This is a genomic window from bacterium, from assembly GCA_030655055.1.
Taxonomy (GTDB): Bacteria; Edwardsbacteria; AC1; order AC1; family EtOH8; genus UBA5202.
Genome location: JAURWH010000138.1, coordinates 1 through 19,586 on the forward strand (window position 1 = coordinate 1; position 19,586 = coordinate 19,586).

Consider the following 19,586-nt stretch of genomic DNA (forward strand, 5'->3'; position numbering starts at 1 on the left):
CCAGGTTTGCCCGTCGTCCGACGAAGCCATATAGTACACGCTGTCTATACCGTTATAACAGACATGCAGCAGGCCATCGCTTGACCGGGCTATTTTACCAGCGTTATTATAGGCTATGGCCTTGTCGGTGGTCACTACTGCTATATCGCGGCTTCTAATAGTGAAGCTTTTGTCGCTTATGTCTGTTGCTGTATTACCGCTGGAATCGTAAGCCACGATCTTGAACCTGCAAACGGTTGAAGCCACATTATAGGGTACCCGCCAGGAATAGGAATTAAGGTTGCCTGGCACGGTCGCCACAGGACGCCAAAGTGTAACGGCATCAATGGCGGTGGGGTCGTCTTGCGTCAGATAATTGGTGGTATAATACAAGACATACTCTTTTAGGCCTCTATTGTCGGCACTTGACCAGGTTATGTTATACCTCCTTCCGGAATAAAGCATTTCTCCACCGTTGGGATAGGTTACCACTACTGTTGGGGCATCCAGGTCTGGCAACCGTTTGTATTTGACTCCGCTTCCTTCGGTCCATAAAAAGCCCATTTGGGCGGCATCATCAGTTAGCGGCAGGGAGGGATAGATCGAAGGCGCGGCACTGGCGGTAAGCCGGTATATGGGTGACCATGAGTTATTCTTATACCGGCGATAGAATATCTGGGTGGGATCTATTGGGGGATCTATTATTGTTATTTCTTCTTCCGTGGGCATAATAGATACGGTTTTGTCATCATCGGTTGCCTTTTGATTAGACCAGATAAGCGCTTCTTCATTCCCCAAAACTGCATTATCAATGGATATGCCAGGGGATTTGGCAGGCTCATAAGATGGGTACACAGCTTGAGTGAAGCCTGTAGTGCTGTTATCAGACCAAAGCAAGTGAAGAGTGCCTTCATTATCATATGATACCGCAGGCATTTGTGAAGCACCAGTATTGTTGCTGACATTGTAAGGCGTGTTCCAGTTTTCACCATTTTTTACCCTTCGGTAAATCTCCATATTCTCCTGGCCTGAAATAGGATCATAGTTTCCTTGTTGCCAGGATAGTGCAATAATACCATTATTTGATATAGCCAAAATAGGATTCTTTACATTGTTTAAATCTGAACCAGCCAGTATAATTGGTGCCCCTAGATTTATAGAATATAATATCACACTGTAAGGACACCCCATACCATCAGTTGTGGTTGATGACCATGCTATATGAATATCTCCAGATGCAGAAACAACGACAGTGGGTGAAACATAATACATATCCCATAATGGTGGGAGTGACTTTCCATATATTTCTGATGGCATGCTCCATGTTCCATTTTCCCGCTTAGCATAATATAAATAATTAGTAAAATTAACATACGCCGTCCAAAGACAATGTAACCTTCCACGCTCATCAATCGCTATCGCAGGTTGACAAACAGAGGTACCATAAGCATTGGGCACTTTCTCTGTGCCACAGTATTCTATTGTAGATTCACCTGGAATTAATGAATCAATAAACAACTCGCCCTCAAAAGATCGGAACGTATATATTTTACCAGTTGGCGCAGTTGCAACCGCTGAATTAGTTGTTGCCTGGAATATCTGTTCAGAAATATCCCAACTTAATCCGTTATTCTTGGATTGACAACATTTTACCAGATTATCTGTATAGAATGTACCCGCCAGTTTCTTATCATTGGTACGTACCAAATGCCGTGAACTGTTCCATCCAGTTACCCCGGTTATTGGTATCATAACAGCAATGATGGGGCTTTGTTCCGTTTCCACTCCTTCTGGGGCTGGCTTGTAGTAATATCTCGCCATTTTCACTTGGTATGTCGTTAACCGTTCCAACGGTCCCCAAATATAATCATTATTTGTATATCCATTGTCATAGCTCGATATACTGTTCCACATCGTTTCTGTAGCTTTTTTCCAGTATATCCTATAACCGTCCATATATTCTGATCTTGTGGAATCACACCATTCAACAAGTATACTATGCCCATCAGTTGTCACATCGGTTATCGTTGGTGCCTTTAAATAGAGTTGATAGCGAGTTATATTACATTCTGGCGTGTAAACTGATGCTGCAATACCGTTAACCGCTCGCGCCCTATACCAATAGTCCTGGTTGAAAGCAACTTCATCCAAATAAATATTTCCTGAGCGTGTGAAAATCGACTCCTGACTGATTAACTGCCACAATCCATTAGCACCCGTTTTTCGTTCAATTTCGATTGTAGTCGTTGTGCCTGCGTTCATGTTTGGTTCTGTGTTAGCAGTCACTACTGGACCACGGAAACCAGCCTCCCACCCACCAGGCCCACCACTCATTATCTCACATCTTATCGTAGGTATACCTGGTTCTGCCATATTTACTTCTGTGGTCGCACAATTAGTCAAATCTGTCGGTCTACGGGCTTTGATCATAAAGTAGTATATCTGACCCTGTGCTAAACCAGGCACTATACACTCTCCCATTCCATAAATACCAGGCAAGGGGTCTACAATAATGGCTGGTTGTTCCGGAAAGATGTTAGGGTCGGTGCTACACCAAACCAAGAATGCATCTTCATTGTCATTATTATCAGTCCATTGCAATTTAACCTGCGATGAATTCATTACCGTCCCGTAAAAGTTTGCCGGACAAACATCTTGGTAACAATAAGTTCTTGAAAATTCTGTTTCAACCCCCCAATTATTTATGGTTGTTATTGCAAAACGATAATTTATCCAATCAATTGGCAAACCATTTGCTGTTGTTATCGTATAAATTGGCATACTGGGCCAATATTCTTGAGGTATCTGAATCATTTGAATGTTCGATAATATAGGGAGCTGATTATATGGCCAAAAATATAATCTAAATGCCTGGGCATTTGCACAGTCACTCCAAATAAAAGTAATTTCGTTTGCATCAGATGGCCCTGGCTCCTTGGAAAAATGATATGGCGGATATGCAATGTCGTTTTTTGCACCTATTGGGCAACCTGAAACATTGTCACAAAAATAGTTAACAAAACCCGTAGACGTTGCCCAAAAATATGGTGCAACTTCGTTGGCTACTACCATAATGTCATCTGCTGGAGGGAACAAAACATTATCCGATAAGGGCCTTAAATCGTAAAATTTATGTGCATTAGCATCCACCCAACTAAAAGCGGTTACCCCACTACCGTGGGGATCAGCAATTTCATATTTTCCACCTTCATAGCGATAATTAGAAAACAAAGGGCTATTTATCATGCCACATAGAGCATCCTCTGCTGGTTTATGATACCACTTTGCACGATTCTTGGCTTCTACGACATCCTCATCAGCTGTTCCCCAAACAGGATCATCATGCAGAGGGATGCAGGCATCTTGCACAAAATGTAGGCCCCAAGTAAGATGCTGGACAGCTATATCAATATTTCCATTTGCATACTCAGTTAATGCCGTATTGTAATATTCTTGACATTTGTTACCTGCACTCTTATATCTTGGAAATACTTCAAGACCTGCTAAATTAAGGGGTCCATAACCCCTATGGCTTATGGGATCCATGAAATGTTCCATAGAAGTTACGGGGATGCCAAGTTCTTCACAAAACCAGCCTGTAGATGTTGTTGTGGAATAGTTGTCAGGTTTGTTTGCATCATAATTACTTGTAAAATAATCCGCAAAAAAGGCGGCCCGTTCGAATAGTTTTTTGTTGGTATTTATTATTGCGTCATTTAGCATTATGCGTGGAATTATATATTTAGTGCTATTATGTGTGTACGCATCTGCTTTGGTTGTATTTTCTGGTACTTCAGAATAAAAAACAATCCATGGTCTTCCCTTTTCATCACTATAAATCCCATCATCATACAAAGTAATGCGGTAACTTATATCATTAATAACAGAAGTGAAATATAAGTCATCGAGCGTACCATATAGCATTTTTAGTGCAGGAAATTTGCTGAAAGTAACAATTTCCGCACTGAGTAATGTTAAATATTGTGTCGATATCGATCCATTTAAAGGATTGACAATATATTTAACACCCCATTTTTCAATTCTCAAGTATGGTGCCTGACTACAATTGTAAGTCGGCCCAGAATAACAATAGTTTAATTTGCCTTCAACAAAGTTACATTCTGTTAATTTATTAAACTCTATAGTCTTCACTATTGTAGCAGGATCTAGCCAGATTCCTCCTTGTACTTCAAAATAAGTTGATTGTGCGTACAAAATGTTAGAAAAACCAATAAACATTACCAAGAGTAGCACCTTTTTCATACGTTTCTCCTATTACAATATTGATTTATTTTACATTTAGTTGAAAAAGATAGGTGGCGTATCACTTTAGTAAACCTCTCTGGGTAAAATTTGCTCAATTTATTAATACAGTATTTATGTCGGAAAGTGACATTTGGTGTGCCCATTATTCTTTTGGTGTAAATAATGGATTTAATTCTAAAAAACCACCCAAATCTAATATTTAAAATTAAAATCCTCAATGTCTGAACTTTCTAGCGGAGACATTTAGGCTTTTTATTATTATCAGTGTTTTCGTTACCCAAAATTTATAATATTGTTAATGGTTATTTCCACACAATTAATGTCTAGAATAATAAATATAACAGTTTTGAACAATAATTGTCAAGTGTTTTAAATATTAATAATAATAAATGATACTAACTAATTTTTTAATACACTCAGATCCCAGTTTTGCCTTTAATACTTTATGCTTAGCGGTTTCTACTTAATACGGGGGTAGCTTTACGCCATAAGCTTTCAGCTTTATACTTTTCGCTACCAGCTTACTACTTTGCGGATTCACCTTTCCGGGACGCATGGAGGTCATTGTTAGAGGAGTTCTTGCTTTTCAAACGAAGCAATCCCTCTTTTCATCATGCGGGTTCATCACTGCGGTCCGCTGGTCCCTTTCTGTAACATGCTTGGAGTTCTCTGCGGCACTCGGGGTAGTCATTGCGAGGCTCGGGATGTTATCTACCAGACTCTGGACGGTCTCTGCGAGACTCGGGATGGTTTCTGCGAGACTCAGGACGGTCTCTGCAACACTCGGGACGGTCTCTGCAAGACTCGGGGCGGGCTCTGCGAAACTCGGGACGGCCTCTGTAAGACTCGGGTCACCCTCAGCGATACTCTTGGCGGTCTCTGTAAGACTGATGAGTGTCTCTGCGTCATTGACGGTCAGCTCTGCCTAATGTTTGGCGACCTAAACCCCATGTTTGGTGACCTCTACCCATTGTTTGGCTGGCTTTACAGTGCGCGCAACGGCCTGTGCGCAGGATTACAATCGTTTATTTACCAAGAAGTTGTACACATATACCGTTTTCCCGGTTCAAACAGCAAACCCCCGGTCTTTTTAAAGACCGGGGGTTTGTTTCCTGGATATTGTAGAGACCCATCGCGCTATGTCCCTGCCGGTATTGGTTCCGGGTGTATTAACCCCTTTGTGTTTTTGTGCTTTCTGTGGCTATTATAACCCAGGGGGCAAAGGTTACTTCTTCTCCTCTTTCTCCTTCTGGGCCTCGGCGATGATCTTCTGGGTGGTCTCATACGGCACGTCCTCGTAGTGCGAGAACTCCATCTCAAAACTGCCCCGGCCCTGGGTCATGGAGCGCAAGGCTGTGGAATACTTGTACATCTCGCCCTGGGGCACGGTGGCTTTCACCACCTGCATCCCCTTGGCTGATTCCATCCCCTGGATCCGTCCCCGCCGGGAGTTAAGGTCGCCCATCACCTGGCCGGCGAATTCCTCGGGGGCGGTCACCTCCAGCTTCATCACCGGCTCCAACAGCACCGGGCTGGCGTCCAGCACGCCCTGCTTAAGGGCGTGGACCGCCGCGATCTCGAAGCTGGTGCCGGCCGAGTCCACCGGGTGGTAGGAGCCGAAGTGCAGGGTGGCTTTGACGTCCACGATGTGATAGCCGGCCACCGCGCCTTCGTTCATGGCCGCCCTGACCCCCTTTTCCACCGAGGGGATGAAGTTGTTGGGGACCACCCCGCCCACGATGGCGTCCACGAACTCAAAGCCCGAGCCGCGGGGCATGGGCTCCAGCCGCAGCACCACGTGCCCGTACTGGCCGTGCCCGCCGGTCTGCTTCTTGTGCTTGTATTCGGAATGCTCCACCTTCTTGGTGATGGTCTCGCGGTATGGTATCCGGGGTTTCAGCAGGTTGACCTCCACGTTGTACTTCCGCTTCAGACGGCCGACCATCAGATCCAGGTGCAGCTCGCCCAGACCGTTGATCAGGGTCTGCCTGATCTCGGGCACGAAGCCGTAGGTGAAGGTGGGGTCCTCGTCCCGGATCTTGGAGAGGCCGGTGGTCAGCTTGCCTTCGTCGTCCTTGGATTTGGGCTCCACCGCGATGGAGATGGAGGCCTTGGGCTGGATGATGGCCGGCAGGATCACCGGGTGGGCCTTTTGGCCGATGGTGTCGCCGGTGCCGGAGTCCTTGAGCTTGACCGCGATCCCGATGTCTCCGGTGCCGATCTTGGTGGCGTCGGCCCGTTCCTTGCCCAGGGGGTAGAACAGCTGGCCGAATTTCTCGGCCTTGCTCCGGGAGCAGTTGTAAAGCTCGGTGCCGGTTTCAATGGACCCGGAATAGACCCGGAAGAAGTTCAGGTTGCCGGCGTGGGGCTCGATCGAGGTCTTGAACATGAAGGCCAGGGGCTGGCCGGCCGGGTCGCATTTGATCTCCACCTGCTCGTCGGTGCCGGCCTTGACCGCGCTGACCGTTTTGATGTTGGCGGCCGAGGGGAAGGAGATGTTGACGATGGAGACAAAGGCCTTGATGCCTATCTCAAAATATCCGTCGCCGGCGAACACCGGCACTATCTTCTGGCTGGCGATGCCGGTCTTCAAACCGTTGGCGATCTCGGCCTCGCTTAGGGGCTCGCCGCTGAGGTATTTTTCCATCAGAGCGTCGTCGGTCTCGGCGGCGGATTCCACCAGCCGCTCCCGGAACTTCTTGGCCTTGTCGGCCAGCTCGGCCGGTATCTCGGCCTCTGTGGATTTGCCGTTCTCCTCGGACCAGGCCTTCATCCGGGTCAGGTCTATCACCCCTTTAAGGCCGGCCTGCTCGCCCCAGGGCAGGGTCATGGCCGTCAGGTGGTTGCCGAACATGTCCTGGGCCTGTTCCAGTGTCCGGTAAAAATCGGAATGCTCTTTTTTGATCCGGGTGATGAACAGGGCCCGGGGCAGGTTCATCTCGTCGGCGTACTTCCAGGTCTTGTCGGTGCCCACCTCTATGCCGGAGACAGCCTGGGCCACTATCACGGCGCAGTCGGCCACCCTCAGGCCGGCCTTGACCTCGCCGGCGAAGTCGGCGTAGCCCGGGGTGTCGATGATGTTGATCTTGTGGTCCCCGTATTCGCAGGCCGCCAGGGCCGAGGAAATGGAGATCTTGCGGGTCACCTCATCGGGGTCGAAGTCGAACATGGTATTGCCGTCGTCCACCCGGCCCAGCCGTTCGACCGGCCGGACCAGATGCATCAAAGCCTCGGCCAAAGTTGTTTTTCCGCAGCCGCCGTGTCCGGCCAGCACTAAGTTGTGGATCTTTTCGGCAGTATAGGTTTTCAAAAAAGTTCCTCCCCTCAGTATATTATGTGAAAATTTTATTTGGCTATAGAAAATTTATTATAGCAGGCTTAAACCTTAAAAGTCAATATCAATCAAACAGGAAGCAAATAAATAAATGGGAAATAGGAACTGGGAAACTGTTTGCTAACTGTATCCAGGCTATAGCTCCCCTTTATTTCATTCACTTCCGATTTCCCATTTGAATATTTCCTATTTATTCTGCTCCTGTTGCTGTCCCTGGTCTTTCAGCGCCGAATGGCGGTTGAATATCCGCATGGAGTCGTTGAAGATGGTCCAGGCAAAAAGCATGATGATGAACCCGAACCCGATCTGCTGGATCACCATCTGAACCTTGTTGGACAACGGTTTCTTGCGCAGGCCCTCCAGCAGGCAGAAGAAGATCACTCCCCCGTCCATGATGGGAAGCGGCAGCAGGTTTATCACCATCAGGCTGATGGACAGCACCGCCATCAGGAACAGCAGATCGGAGAAACCCTTTTGGGCGGTCTGGCCGGCCATCTGGCCGATCATCATTATCCCGCCCAGCTGTTTGGCGTTTTTGGGCTTGGTGGCAATATTGCCCAGCAGGCTGTAGGTGCGCCCCACAATGCTGGAAGTGTTCAAAAAGGCCGCGGTCAAGGATTCTAGCGGACCCAGCCGGATCTTATAACTGCCGAACTGGATAGGCGTCACCCCGATCACCCCCACTTTGCCATAGCCGGGCATGTCCTGCTCTATCGGAACGATCTTCAGATCCAGGGTGTCACCCTGGCGCAGTACTTTTAGACCGACTTCCTTGTCGGCATTTTTGTATATGGTGAGCCGCATCTCGTCCCAGCTGTTGACCGGCTGGCCGTTGATCGACAGCACCAGGTCGCCCTTGGTAAGCCCGGCCTGATAGGCCGGCATGCCCAGGGTCACCTCGCCCAGCTGGGGCTGGATGCTGGGCTCCAGGCCGGCATGCCAGGGCTTTTCACTGGTGGAGGAAACATTAAGTTCGCTGACCGCGCCCTCCCGGGCAATGCCCACAGTCAGGGCATCGGCAGACTTGGCCTTGGCCAGGCTATCGGTAACGAGCTGTATCTGGTGCCAGGAGCTTATCGCCCGGCCCTGGATGGAGACAATGATATCGCCCGGCCGGATACCCATCTGCTGGGCCGCCGTGCCGGCCTGGACCTTGGAGATCACCGGGGCAAAGTCCGGCACCCGGATCCCGGCAAAGCCGATCAGGATGAACAGCAGAAAGGCGAATATCAGATTCACCGCCGGACCCATGAACGCCATGAAGACCCTGCCCCACCAGGGCGCGGCCATGTAGTCGCCGGGCTGTACCTGGTAGTTATCCTCAAAGGCCTCTTCACCGGCCAGCTTGACGTAGCCGCCCAGGGGCAGGGCCGAGAGGATGAACTCGGTGTCGCCTTTTTTGAAACCCGCCAGCTTGGGACCGGACCCCAGCGAGAACTTAAGGACCTTGATCCCGACCTTCCGGGCCGCCCAATAGTGGCCCAGCTCGTGAACGAAGACCAGTACTCCCAGTACGAACAATGTTGCCAGAATGGTGATGATCATTTATATCTCCAGTTTAGTAAATTATTCCGGTCAATCCCAAAACGCCTATTATATTGGTGGACTTTTCCTCTTCGCCAAACTTCAGGTAATCCAGCCCAAAGGAGATGCCCAAATGCGGTCTGGGCTGCAGCAACACACCGGCTCCGATCCTGATGGCGTTGTCATTGTAAAAGTCAGATGTCAGCAAGTCGTATTCAAAGGCGGCAAAGGGAATAACTTTGCTGTCTTTCCTGCCATGGTAATAAGCCAGGCGGGGGCCGATCAAATTCGCCGAAAAACTGTACCCATCATCATAATAGTAGTATGAATAATCTTCGTGATCGCTTTCCCACTTATAGGTCATTGACAAGACGCCTAAAGTTCCACCAAGAGAAAATCCATCAGTCACAAAATAATTGGCGTTGAGCAATATTGAATACATCGATGTTCTATAGTTTGTTTCATGTTCGGTTATTATGGTTGTCCCCGTAGACCAGTCATAATCATACTCAGGATACGATTCTACGCTCTTATTGTAAAAATACAAGCCATTACAACTAAAAAGCACCGTTCCCGTCAACCCGTTATTTTTCAGGCTTCCACTTTTTGTCATTGCCTGAGCGGCTGTCATTACGGGGATTTCCGTTGCAATTGGTGTTTCCTGGACCTGGGGTGGGTCGCTGATCGGAGACTGGATGCTGTCGCCCACGACTGGGACAGTTTCGGTCTGGGCCTGGATACCGGTGAAGGAAAACATCAGTATCATTGAGCATAGCACGATAACGGTTCTCATTTCCCACTCCTTTTTTGGCTTTGTTTTGTGTCTTATGTGCACATTCGGCTTGGACTTCGGCTGGCTCAGTCTGGCAGCTCAGGGCATGCTTTTGTGGTAAAAAATAAACTATGGTATCATCACTTCCAACTGCATTCCCGCCTCGGTCTTCCGGGTGGTCTCGTTTTCGTAATCTCTGATCTCCCGGACGGCTTTCAGGTCCAGCCTGGCCCATTTCCCAAAACCATACCTTAAGACCACTGCATCGCGGCGGCCCCGCCCCCAATAGCCATGGAACGAGGCGTCGTTCAAAAGCTCCGGCTCGGAGGCGTAAAGCCGGGCGTCGTAGCCCTGGGTGTTGAACAGGACGCTTTGCCCCAATATGGAGATGTTTCGGCCGGCTTTGTATTTAAGCCCCAGATCCAGGCATTCGCCCCGCTCCCTGGTTTGCAGCAGCGGGACCCGGTAACCCGCTTGCTGATAATGCCCGTAAAATGTATGCCGGCGGCTGATGTCCCAGGCCAGCGACAGCTTGTATGAGGTCTTGACCTCCAGGGCTTCAAAATCGTTTTCCCCATCGCCGGAATGGATCTCGTATTTGCCCTTTTGCCGCCAGCGCCAGGAAAGCTTCAAGTCTTTTATTATATCATTTTCGGCGGCAAATTCCAACTGGTAACCGCCTTGACCTTTCGCTATCTGTGCCCCGGCCGAAAGGGGGTGGAACAGGTAACCCAGTCCGCTGATCTTGTTCTTGAACGGTACTTTGACGGTGGAGCTGATCACAGCCCCCTGCTCGTCCCGGCCGCCGTAGTATTCCATGGCCCCGAACCTGGGCGCTTTGTAATCTTCCCCATATCGGTAATAGGCTATATAGGATTCGGCCGGGCCGCTGCGGAAACCCAGGGCGGCATTGGCGGCTGTCTGACCCGCACCTGAACCGGCCATTTCCGCCGCCAGCCATAACCCGGGAAACATCAGCCGGACATCAACCCCGGCATTGGCCCGGAAGAAAAGGCTGTCGTTAAGTCCTGGTGAGTATGCAGCCTGGCAAACAGTGACTCCTGACTCAATGGAACGGCCTTGTTTCCAACCCAGCCGGGCCGCTGCTATCCTTTCGCTGGCTTTGTTCTTATTGGCAATTTCGGAAGGATCACGGTGGTATCCGTCGGTGTAAATGCCGGCGATCTGGCCCATGGAGTCAAGTTTGGCATCAACCCGTTTATGGGAAAAAAGCGCCAAAAGAGTGAGATCATAAGGCAATTCCGTCTGACCGGCCAGTCCCCGCAAAAAAGCCGATTCGCTCCCACTGTGATAGGGTTTGATCAGTTGAGCCTGTTTAAGGTTGGCCTGGGTCCACCCGGCCGAGACAATTGATCTCCCTCCGCCTCCAAGGATCAGTCCCTGGCCTATCCGGGAACCGAAATCGCCCGCCGCCCAGGAATAACGGCCTTGGGGGGAGTTGTAAAACAGATTGGCCGAATAAAAATCCTTTAAACTGCCCTCTCCAGCGTCTTTTTGGGCTTGGACAAACGCTTCGTAATTGGGAAAAACATTTGCCGTAAATTTTTCCCTAAAATCCCAGGGAGAGTTGGCATATTTGCCCAGTTCCATTTCTTCTGACAAGGGCCAGGCTCTTTTAGCTTTAAATGACGCTTTTACCAAAGGCTTTTTTACAGAGATGCTTCCGTCTATGCAGATGTACGGCAGAATGGATTCAAAGGCAGCTTGATCCATCACCGAATCCTGAACCAGCATCTCCGGCCGGTTGAGATTGGGGTTCTGTTTGAGGTAATCGCCGATCTTTAACGCCTGATAGGCGGTGATCCCCGGCAGCAGCAGCAACTGATCCAGCCCGGCATGGTTCAGGTTGACCGGATGAGAGCTAAGATACGAGAGATGATCCGCGTATTCCTGGATCAATTCTTCGTCCTCTGTTTCCGGCAGATCCTGGGAAAAGAGGATGGCGGAAGGCAACAGCAGCAAGAATATCAGAAGAAGACGCTTGGGCATGTTTACCATCTAATGTTTGGTGTTTACTTGCCCTGAGCATGTCGAAGGGCTGTTTGGTGTTTGACGTTTCCTTGCCCTGGGTCGAAGGATTGCCTACATCTCACGATTCACAATTCACGTTTCACTTATTACAAAACATCCCGAAGTTACTCAATGGTAATAAGGTCCCTGATCTTCTCAAACGTCTTCCGGCCGATGCCCTTGACATTCATCAGGTCCTCGATCTGGGCAAATGGACCATGAGCGCTTCGGTATTCCAGAATGTCTGCGGCAGTGCCGGGACCTACCTCCGGCAGGGCTTCCAGGGCCTTCTGATCCGCCGTATTTATGTTTACCCTGGCCGCCGGTTGTTCCGGTTTGAATTTCAGATTGACGAAAGGCGCCATGTTTTCCAAAGTGCGACGGGAGATGCCCTGGATACTCCCCAGGTCGTCCAAAAAGGCAAAGGCCCCGGCGCTGTCCCGGAAAGCCGCGATCTGCCCCGCTGTCTTGGCGCCGATCCCCGGCAGGATCTCCAGCTCTTTAGCAGTGGCGGTATTGATATCCAGGCTTTGGATCGGAATTTTTGGAGCGGACTCGGAAACCACCGGAACGGTTTCCTCCGGCCAGGCAGTTTGTTTTAAAATGTAGCTGACCGTCAGGCAATGCCCCAGGCCCAGGCAGCTGTGGGTCTTCACGGCGTAATCCACCCTGAACTTTTTTGCGGACAATCCCAGCCCGAAGCTGAAGGATGACGGCTGGCTGGAGAACCCGGCCCTTAAGGCTAGATGCCTGTTATGCCGGTACTCCTGGCCGAACCGTATCTGTGAATTATAGCCTTGCTGGCTCTGCAGTTGGAAAGCGAATGTCAATTGGTTCAAAAGGCTGTATGAGACCCCCCAATCCAGCCATTGGGCTATCTCTTCATCAGAACTGCCGATCCGGGGCCGGTTGATGTTCCTGGCCGCCGCCGCCATGGTCAGGTCTTCCAGGGGAGAACCGATGACTCCCAGATCCAGGCCCAGAGCGTTGGCCGAGCCGTATCGCTGAATGGACAGGTTGTAGCCCGAGATCCCCAGTCCAAATCCGGCCTGTTTGAAAGGCCTGAATGATACCGCAGTTTTGATGGTGTTCTCCCGGTACAGGGCGCTGCCCATGGTCACGAACCCGGCGGCCAGGCCCACCTTGTCTTTTTGATACCCGGCCTGGGCCGATGCGGCTGTCAGGTCGGTCATCCCGAACGGTATGGAGCTTCCGCTGCCGGCGGTCTGGACCGGGGCAAAGCACGGCAGGGCCGGGTTCTCCATTCCGGCTGAAAGATAGTCTCCCAGTGCCACTCCGGCCCCGCCCATGCCTACCAGACGGGCATCGGTGGCGGTCTCCTCAAAAGCGGCAAAGCAGGAGAAGGTGATCAGCAGCGCCAGAATGCAGGTCATCGTTTTTCTCATACAGGCATCGATCTTAGTTTAAAGGTGCCGTGGAGAGGGGCAAAGACGATAGTTTATTATACGAAATATAAAAGCCCGGGGTCAAGGAAATTAAGCAGGTAAAAGAAAAGCCCCGTTCCATATTTTGGAATGAGGCTTTTCTACAATGAAGAAAGATCAAAACGGGAAACCCCGGCAGCAAGCAAACAACCTTGCCGCCAATAGAAACCTTGAAGATACCCCAAAATTGGCCGTTTCAGGGCATCGAAGCCATGAGCTGTAAGCTGTTAGCTATAAGCTACCACAAATCCCAACTATCTAATCCCAAACCTCAGTACTGGTCCCAAATATCTGATCCCAATTCCCAAGATCAGTCCATCAGTCTCCGCATATAGGTCGGGATCTCCAGGTCGTCCTGCTTCACCACGCCCACCTGGCCCTTGGTGACCACGGTCTGGGTCTGTTCCTTGCGCTGGAAGCTGGACTTGGGGGCATTGTCCTTGCGGAATATCTGGTTGAAGTCTATCCGGTTGTCGCCGGGGATGTCCTTCTCCAGCTTGCTGGTGGGGCTGCCCAGTCCGGTGGCGATCACGGTGATGGTGATGTTGCCGTTGGAAGTTTCGTCGATCACCGTACCGAAGATCAGGTTGGCGCCTTCGCCGGCGGCCTGGCGGATCTCCTTGGCGGCCTCGTCAACTTCGTGCATGGTCAGGTCGTCGCCGGCCGAGATGTTCAGCAGCACTGCCTTGGCCCCGCTGATGGAGACGCCCTCCAGCAGGGTATTAGCGATGGCTTCCTGGGCGGCCAGGATGGCCCGGTTCTCGCCCTGGGCCACGCCCACTCCCATCAACGCGTCGCCCCGCTCCATCATCACCGAACGGACGTCGGCAAAGTCCACGTTGACCAGGCCGGGAACGGTGATCAGGTCGGAGATGCCCCGCACCGCCTTCAGCAGGATGTCGTCGATGATCTTGAAGGATTCGGTCAGCTTGGCCTGCTTGCCGACAACGGTCAGCACCCTCTGGTTGGGGATGACGATCAGGGTGTCCACGTTCTCCTTCAGCTCCCGGATACCTTCCTCGGCCTGCATCAGGCGCTGGCGGCCTTCCCACTCGAAGGGCTTGGTGACCACGCCCACGGTCAGTACCTGATTCTCCCGGGCCAGCTGGGCCACCATGGGAGCGGCCCCGGTGCCGGTGCCTCCGCCCATCCCGGCGGCCACGAACAGCATGTCGGTGCCCTTCAGGATCTCGGTGATCCTTTCCTTGTCCTCTTCAAAGGCCCGGCGCCCGATCTCGGGGTTGCCGCCCGAGCCCAGGCCCCTGGTCAGCTTGGTGCCTATCTGCACGGTCTGTTGGGCCTGGGATTTCTTCAGGACCTGCATGTCGGTGTTGATCGCCACGAAATCCACGCCCTTCAGGCCGGCCTCGGCCATCCGGTTGATGGCGTTGCCGCCGGCCCCGCCCACTCCCACCACCTTGATGAAGCATTCGCCGGTGCTTACTTCTTCTTCGAATTCCAACATGACCCGTCCTCCCTTTTTTGGTTTTTCTTCATTGTTTGTTATTTCCTGCTCCGGCTCGGCCAAAGCCAGCGCTATTTGCCGGTCTAAGAACTTTTTTTCTTCGCTCATGGTATCTTCCCCTGTATGTTTGTTTGCCTTTTAGTACTTATTGTCATGGTGAGCAGGACGTCATCGCCGGACAAACCGAACCATCACTCAATTTGCCAGGCAGGATGTGTCCCTTCAAAAGTCAAGCGCCTTGCCGGTTCAGGGCATGCCTCGGGATGACATCTAAACCGTGATCTGATCTTACCCGTTGAACAGGTCGGAGAACCAGCCCTTCATCTTGCCCATCAGTGATTCGAACAGGTGGGATTCGTCTATTCCCGGACCGTCCTTCTTGAAGCGCTTCTCGTAGCCGTAAAGCACCAGCCCCACCGCCGTGGCGTATTTGGGGTCGCGCACCAGGTCGGTGATCCCGCCCAGGCCCTTGGGCTCGCCCACCCGCACCGGCTGGTTGAACACCTGCTCGGCCAGCACCGTGGCCCCGGCCATCTTGGCGCTGCCGCCGGTCAGCACTATCCCGGCTCCGATGGTCTCGCCGGCCTCGGCCCGCTTGATCTCGCGGTGGGCCAGGCTGAAGATCTCCTCCATCCTGGGCTCTATGATCTGGGCCAGCACCTGGCGGGAGATGGTCCGCTCCTCGCGGCCGGCCACCCCTGATACCGCTATCATCTCGTCCTCCTTGACCTCGCTGATGGTGGCGCAGCCGTATTTCTGCTTGATCAGCTCGGCCTGCTCGTAGGGGGTCTTCAAGCCGATGGCGATGTCATTGGTCAGGTTGTGCCCGCCCAGCCCGATCACCGCGGTATGGCAGATGGCATCCTCGTAGAACAGCGCGATGTCGGTGGTTCCGCCGCCGATGTCCAGCAGGGCCACCCCCAGCGCTTTCTCGTCCGGGGTCAGCACCGCGTAGCTGGAGGCCAGGGGCTGCAGCACCAGGTCGTTGACCTTGAGCCCGGCCCGCTTGATGCTTTTATAGATGTTCTCGGCCGAGGTCACCGCCCCGGTCACGATGTGGACCTCCGCCTCCAGCCGCACCCCGGACATCCCGATGGGGTCCTTGATCCCCCGCTGGGTGTCCACTATAAAGCCCTGGGGAATGACGTGCAGCATCTCCCGGTCCATGGGAACGTAGACCGCCTGGGCCGCGTCAATCACCCGGTCCACGTCGGACTGGGTTATCTCCTGGCTGCCCCGGGCCACCGCGATCACCCCCCGGGAGTTGATGGAGCGGATGTGATCCCCGGCAATGCCGGCGTAGACCGAATCCACCTTGATCCCGGCCATCTGCTCGGCGTCGGAGACCGCCTTTTCGATGGCCTTGGCGGTCTTCTCCAGGTTGACCACCACCCCCCGGCGCAGGCCTTCGCTGGAGTTGCAGGTTCCCACCCCCACTATCTTCAATTCGTCCCGGTCCACTTCGGCAATGATGCAGGCAATTTTAGTGGTACCCAGGTCCAACCCCACTATGGTGTTCGCCATATTATTTTCGGGCCTCCTTTATATTCATTCCCCAGTTCGCTCCTGGGTAGATCTTGATTGCTTCTTGACTATATTCACAATGTCTATTATTGTCAAAAAATGTCCTGGGATAGATCATTCTTGGGGTTTCTTGGGTTATGGCGCTCCCGCCTGGTTCTGGGCCACCTGGCCCGATATCACCGCCTGGTCCTTGAACCTCAGGTCTATCTCCGCCGACTTTAGGCCGTTGTTTTCCTGATTCTTTAGTACCTCGGCCAGCCGGGAATATTTGTCGGAAAAATTCCCGTTGCCAAAATGAACCAGGGTGCCGTCCGCCAGACGCAGTTTGATATCTTCTTCGTCTCCGGGATCCACCGTGCATTCCCGGTCCAGGTTATCAGCCACTGTTATCAGATTGATGGCCCGGTGCCGTCCGGGCTGGCTGGTGCCCAAGATCCTCAACCTGGGCAGGTTTCCGGAAAAACTGCCGGGAAACACCACGCCTTCTTCGTCCATGGCCATCAGGGTGTCAGACTCCAGTACTGCCATGGCCTGCCGTTCTTCCACCGTCAGCCTTAAGGTTCCCCAGGGCAGGGCTGTGACCGAGGTTCTTTTGATGGCCGGGTATCTTTGGGGCAGGCTTTTATTGATCCCTTTCCCGTCCACCTTCCAAAAGGTCCGCCCCAAGTTCCTCTGCGCCATTTCCGTAATGGCTTGGGCCGAGACCAGGCGCTGTCCGTATACTTCTATGGAGGTGATCTTCAATGCCCCTTTTTTCAGGATCCAGGTCCAGCCGGTCCGCAGGCCAAAGGCCAATCCGGCCATGACCAGCAGCACTGCCAGCAGCCGGAAACGCTTTTTGCGCCCTTCCCGTTTTCTGACCCTTAAGGCCTGCCCTCTGTCAAAATATTGTTTCATTATAAAGTAAAATTCCTGTATAGCCGGTCAAAAGCCCCTTCGTTATTTCCCCAGGATCTTGACCTCGGGGATCAGCCTGATGCCCAGCCGCTGGTAGGCCTGGCTTTGGATCTTTTTTATCAGGGCCAGCACTTCGGCCGCCTTGGCTCCCCCCTGGTTGACTATGAAATTGGCGTGTTTGACCGAGACCGCCGCCCCGCCCAGCTTCTGGCCCTTCATCCCGGCCACCGCTATCAGCCTCTTGGCAGAATCGCCCGGCGGGTTCTTGAAGATGCACCCGGCCGAGGGCAGGGTGAGGGGCTGGTTCTTCTTGCGTTTGGAAAGGTAGAGGTTCATGGTTTTCTCAATGCTGCTCCGGCGTCCCGGCTTAAGCTCCAGTTCGGCCCCGGTGATCACAAACCCCTTGGGATAATTGGCCTGGCGGTAGGAAAAATTTATCTGCTTGGGGGAAAGCCTCAGCTTCTTTCCCTCCGGGGTCAGCCCCCAGACCTTTTTTACCGAGTCGGCCATCTGTCCGCCGTAGGCCCCGGCGTTCATCACCAGCGCCCCGCCAATGGAGCCGGGGATCCCCACCGCCCACTCCATCCCGGACAGACCCTCCCTGGCGCAGTAATCCACCAGGGCCGGAAGGGAATATCCGCTGTCCACCGTCAGGCGGTTCTTGTCCCGGGAAAGATTCTTGAAGCCCCTGGCAATCTTGATCACCACCCCTTTGTATCCCCGGTCTTCGACCAGCAGGTTGGAGCCGTTGCCCAGCACATAAAAATTCAGCTTCTGCTTTTTTATCCGGGCCAATAATCCGGACAAGGCCTGCTCTCCCCAGGGAATGGCCAGCAGTTCCGCCGGCCCCCCGATCCGGAAAGAGGTGTGCCCGCTAAGCGGCTCGTTGAAAAGGAATTCCCCGGCCAGCCCCTGGGGCAGATCGAGTATCTTTGATGTTTTAACCATTCAAATATTCCTCCCCGGCCTTGTAGATATCGCCGGCTCCCAAAGTTATTATGATATCGCCGGGCCGGGCCATGGTTTTAAGCTCGGCGGCCACTTGTGACCTTTGTTCGATGTAATGCACCTGACGGTGCCCCAGTTCCCTGGCGGCGTCGGCCACCAGTTTGCCACTGACCCCCTCGATCGGCTGTTCCCGGGCCGGATAGATGCCGGTGACGATCAAAATATCTGCCTGATAGAAGGCCGAACCGAATTCCCTGTAAAAATCGCGGGTGCGGCTGTAAAGATGCGGCTGAAATACCGCGATCACCCGGCGGCCGAAGGCGTCCTTGGCGGCCTTAAGCGTGGCCTCGATCTCGGTGGGATGGTGCCCGTAGTCGTCTATCACCAGGATGTCGTTCTTTTCCCCCTTGATCTCGAACCGGCGGTAAACCCCGCTGAACTCGTATAGGGCCTGGGCGATGACGCTGAACGGGATCTCCAGGTCCAGTCCCACCGCCACCGCCGCCAGGGAGTTCTTGACGTTGTGCATCCCCGGCAGTTTCAGCCTGATCTGCCCGAACTCCCCACGGCCGTTGAAGGCGGTGTAGGAGGTTTCCATACCGTTGAACTTGACATCTTTGGCCTTGAGCTCGGCCTGGGGAGAAAAGCCGTAGGTGATGCAGCGCTTCTCCAGCCGGGGCAGGATGGCCTGGACCCCCTTTTCATCCAGGCAGGCCACTATGGCCCCGTAGAACGGGACCTTGTTGGCGAACTCCACAAAGGCGTTCTTGATCTCGTCCAGGTCCTTGTAACAGTCCAGATGCTCGGCCTCGATGGTGGTGATCACCGCCATGGTGGGCGAAAGTTTTAAGAACGAACGGTCAAACTCGTCGGCCTCGGCCACCAGGTACTGGCCGGCCCCCAGCTTGGCATTGCTGCCCAGGGTTTTCACCTTGCCGCCGATCACCAGGGTGGGGTCCATCCCGGCCTTGGTCAGCACCTGCCCGATCATGGAGGTGGTGGTGGTCTTGCCGTGGGTGCCGGCCACCCCGATGCCGTATTTCATCCGCATCAGCTCGGCCAGCATCTCGGCCCGCCGGATCACCGGGATCTTGCGGTCCCGGGCGGCCCGGACCTCGGGATTGTCGTCGTGGACGGCCGAGGAGGTGACCACCACCTCCACCTGGCCCAGGTTCTCGGGCCGGTGGCCCTCGGCGATCCTGGCCCCCATCTGCTGGAGGCGGTCGGTGACCTCGGACAGTTTCAGGTCCGAGCCGGAGACCTGGTAGCCCAGGTTCAGCAGGACCTCGGCGATGCCGCTCATCCCGATCCCGCCGATCCCCACAAAATGGATCTTTTTGATTTTTCCGAACATTGGTTTATGCTGAAAGTTTAAATATTTTTTCGGCTATTTCCCGGGCG

11 protein-coding genes are annotated in these 19,586 nt (G+C 52.9%); all 11 read right to left on the reverse strand.

All coding sequences use genetic code 11. The features are described 5' to 3' along the window. A partial coding sequence (locus Q7U71_06495) for a hypothetical protein (protein MDO9391404.1) occupies positions 1-4,242 on the reverse strand: 4,242 nt, incomplete at its 3' end. Between the two features lie 1,228 nt (positions 4,243-5,470). Continuing rightward, positions 5,471-7,555, reverse strand: a complete 2,085-nt coding sequence (fusA, locus tag Q7U71_06500) for an elongation factor G (protein ID MDO9391405.1) — start codon at positions 7,553-7,555, stop codon at positions 5,471-5,473. 210 nt (positions 7,556-7,765) lie between these two features. Beyond that, positions 7,766-9,124 carry an RIP metalloprotease RseP gene (gene rseP / locus Q7U71_06505; GenBank protein MDO9391406.1) on the reverse strand — a complete coding sequence of 453 codons (1,359 nt, stop codon included), beginning with the start codon at positions 9,122-9,124 and terminating at the stop codon, positions 7,766-7,768. A gap of 13 nt (positions 9,125-9,137) precedes the next feature. After that, positions 9,138-9,896, reverse strand: a complete 759-nt coding sequence (locus tag Q7U71_06510) for a hypothetical protein (GenBank protein MDO9391407.1) — start codon at positions 9,894-9,896, stop codon at positions 9,138-9,140. A 108-nt stretch (positions 9,897-10,004) separates the two neighbouring features. Further along, entirely contained in the window at positions 10,005-11,885 is a 1,881-nt protein-coding gene (locus Q7U71_06515; GenBank protein ID MDO9391408.1) for a helix-hairpin-helix domain-containing protein, read from the reverse strand. A gap of 146 nt (positions 11,886-12,031) precedes the next feature. Next, a complete protein-coding gene (locus Q7U71_06520) occupies positions 12,032-13,312 on the reverse strand; it encodes a helix-hairpin-helix domain-containing protein (protein MDO9391409.1) in 1,281 nt (426 codons plus the stop codon). A gap of 349 nt (positions 13,313-13,661) precedes the next feature. Further along, a complete protein-coding gene (gene ftsZ / locus Q7U71_06525; GenBank protein ID MDO9391410.1) occupies positions 13,662-14,816 on the reverse strand; it encodes a cell division protein FtsZ in 1,155 nt (384 codons plus the stop codon). A 288-nt stretch (positions 14,817-15,104) separates the two neighbouring features. Next, positions 15,105-16,340, reverse strand: a complete 1,236-nt coding sequence (ftsA, locus tag Q7U71_06530) for a cell division protein FtsA (protein MDO9391411.1) — start codon at positions 16,338-16,340, stop codon at positions 15,105-15,107. A gap of 135 nt (positions 16,341-16,475) precedes the next feature. Next, positions 16,476-17,237: an FtsQ-type POTRA domain-containing protein gene (locus Q7U71_06535; protein MDO9391412.1), complete on the reverse strand. Its 762-nt coding sequence runs from the start codon at positions 17,235-17,237 to the stop codon at positions 16,476-16,478. A 42-nt stretch (positions 17,238-17,279) separates the two neighbouring features. After that, a complete protein-coding gene (gene murB, locus Q7U71_06540; GenBank protein ID MDO9391413.1) occupies positions 17,280-18,185 on the reverse strand; it encodes a UDP-N-acetylmuramate dehydrogenase in 906 nt (301 codons plus the stop codon). Then, positions 18,178-19,539 (reverse strand): UDP-N-acetylmuramate--L-alanine ligase, encoded by a 1,362-nt coding sequence (murC, locus tag Q7U71_06545; GenBank protein ID MDO9391414.1) that lies wholly within the window; start codon positions 19,537-19,539, stop codon positions 18,178-18,180. Before murC ends, murB begins: the two co-directional genes overlap by 8 nt. Between the last annotated feature and the right edge of the window lie 47 nt (positions 19,540-19,586).

What these genes read in the sequence shown, in the direction of transcription:
- rseP (MDO9391406.1), bottom strand. Translation starts at nt 9,124, where the DNA reads ATGATCATCACCATTCTGGCAACATTGTTCGTACTGGGAGTACTGGTC.
- Q7U71_06510 (MDO9391407.1), bottom strand. Translation starts at nt 9,896, where the DNA reads ATGAGAACCGTTATCGTGCTATGCTCAATGATACTGATGTTTTCCTTC.
- Q7U71_06515 (MDO9391408.1), bottom strand. Translation starts at nt 11,885, where the DNA reads ATGCCCAAGCGTCTTCTTCTGATATTCTTGCTGCTGTTGCCTTCCGCC.
- Q7U71_06520 (MDO9391409.1), bottom strand. Translation starts at nt 13,312, where the DNA reads ATGAGAAAAACGATGACCTGCATTCTGGCGCTGCTGATCACCTTCTCC.
- ftsZ (MDO9391410.1), bottom strand. Translation starts at nt 14,816, where the DNA reads ATGTTGGAATTCGAAGAAGAAGTAAGCACCGGCGAATGCTTCATCAAG.
- ftsA (MDO9391411.1), bottom strand. Translation starts at nt 16,340, where the DNA reads ATGGCGAACACCATAGTGGGGTTGGACCTGGGTACCACTAAAATTGCC.
- Q7U71_06535 (MDO9391412.1), bottom strand. Translation starts at nt 17,237, where the DNA reads ATGAAACAATATTTTGACAGAGGGCAGGCCTTAAGGGTCAGAAAACGG.
- murB (MDO9391413.1), bottom strand. Translation starts at nt 18,185, where the DNA reads ATGGTTAAAACATCAAAGATACTCGATCTGCCCCAGGGGCTGGCCGGG.
- murC (MDO9391414.1), bottom strand. Translation starts at nt 19,539, where the DNA reads ATGTTCGGAAAAATCAAAAAGATCCATTTTGTGGGGATCGGCGGGATC.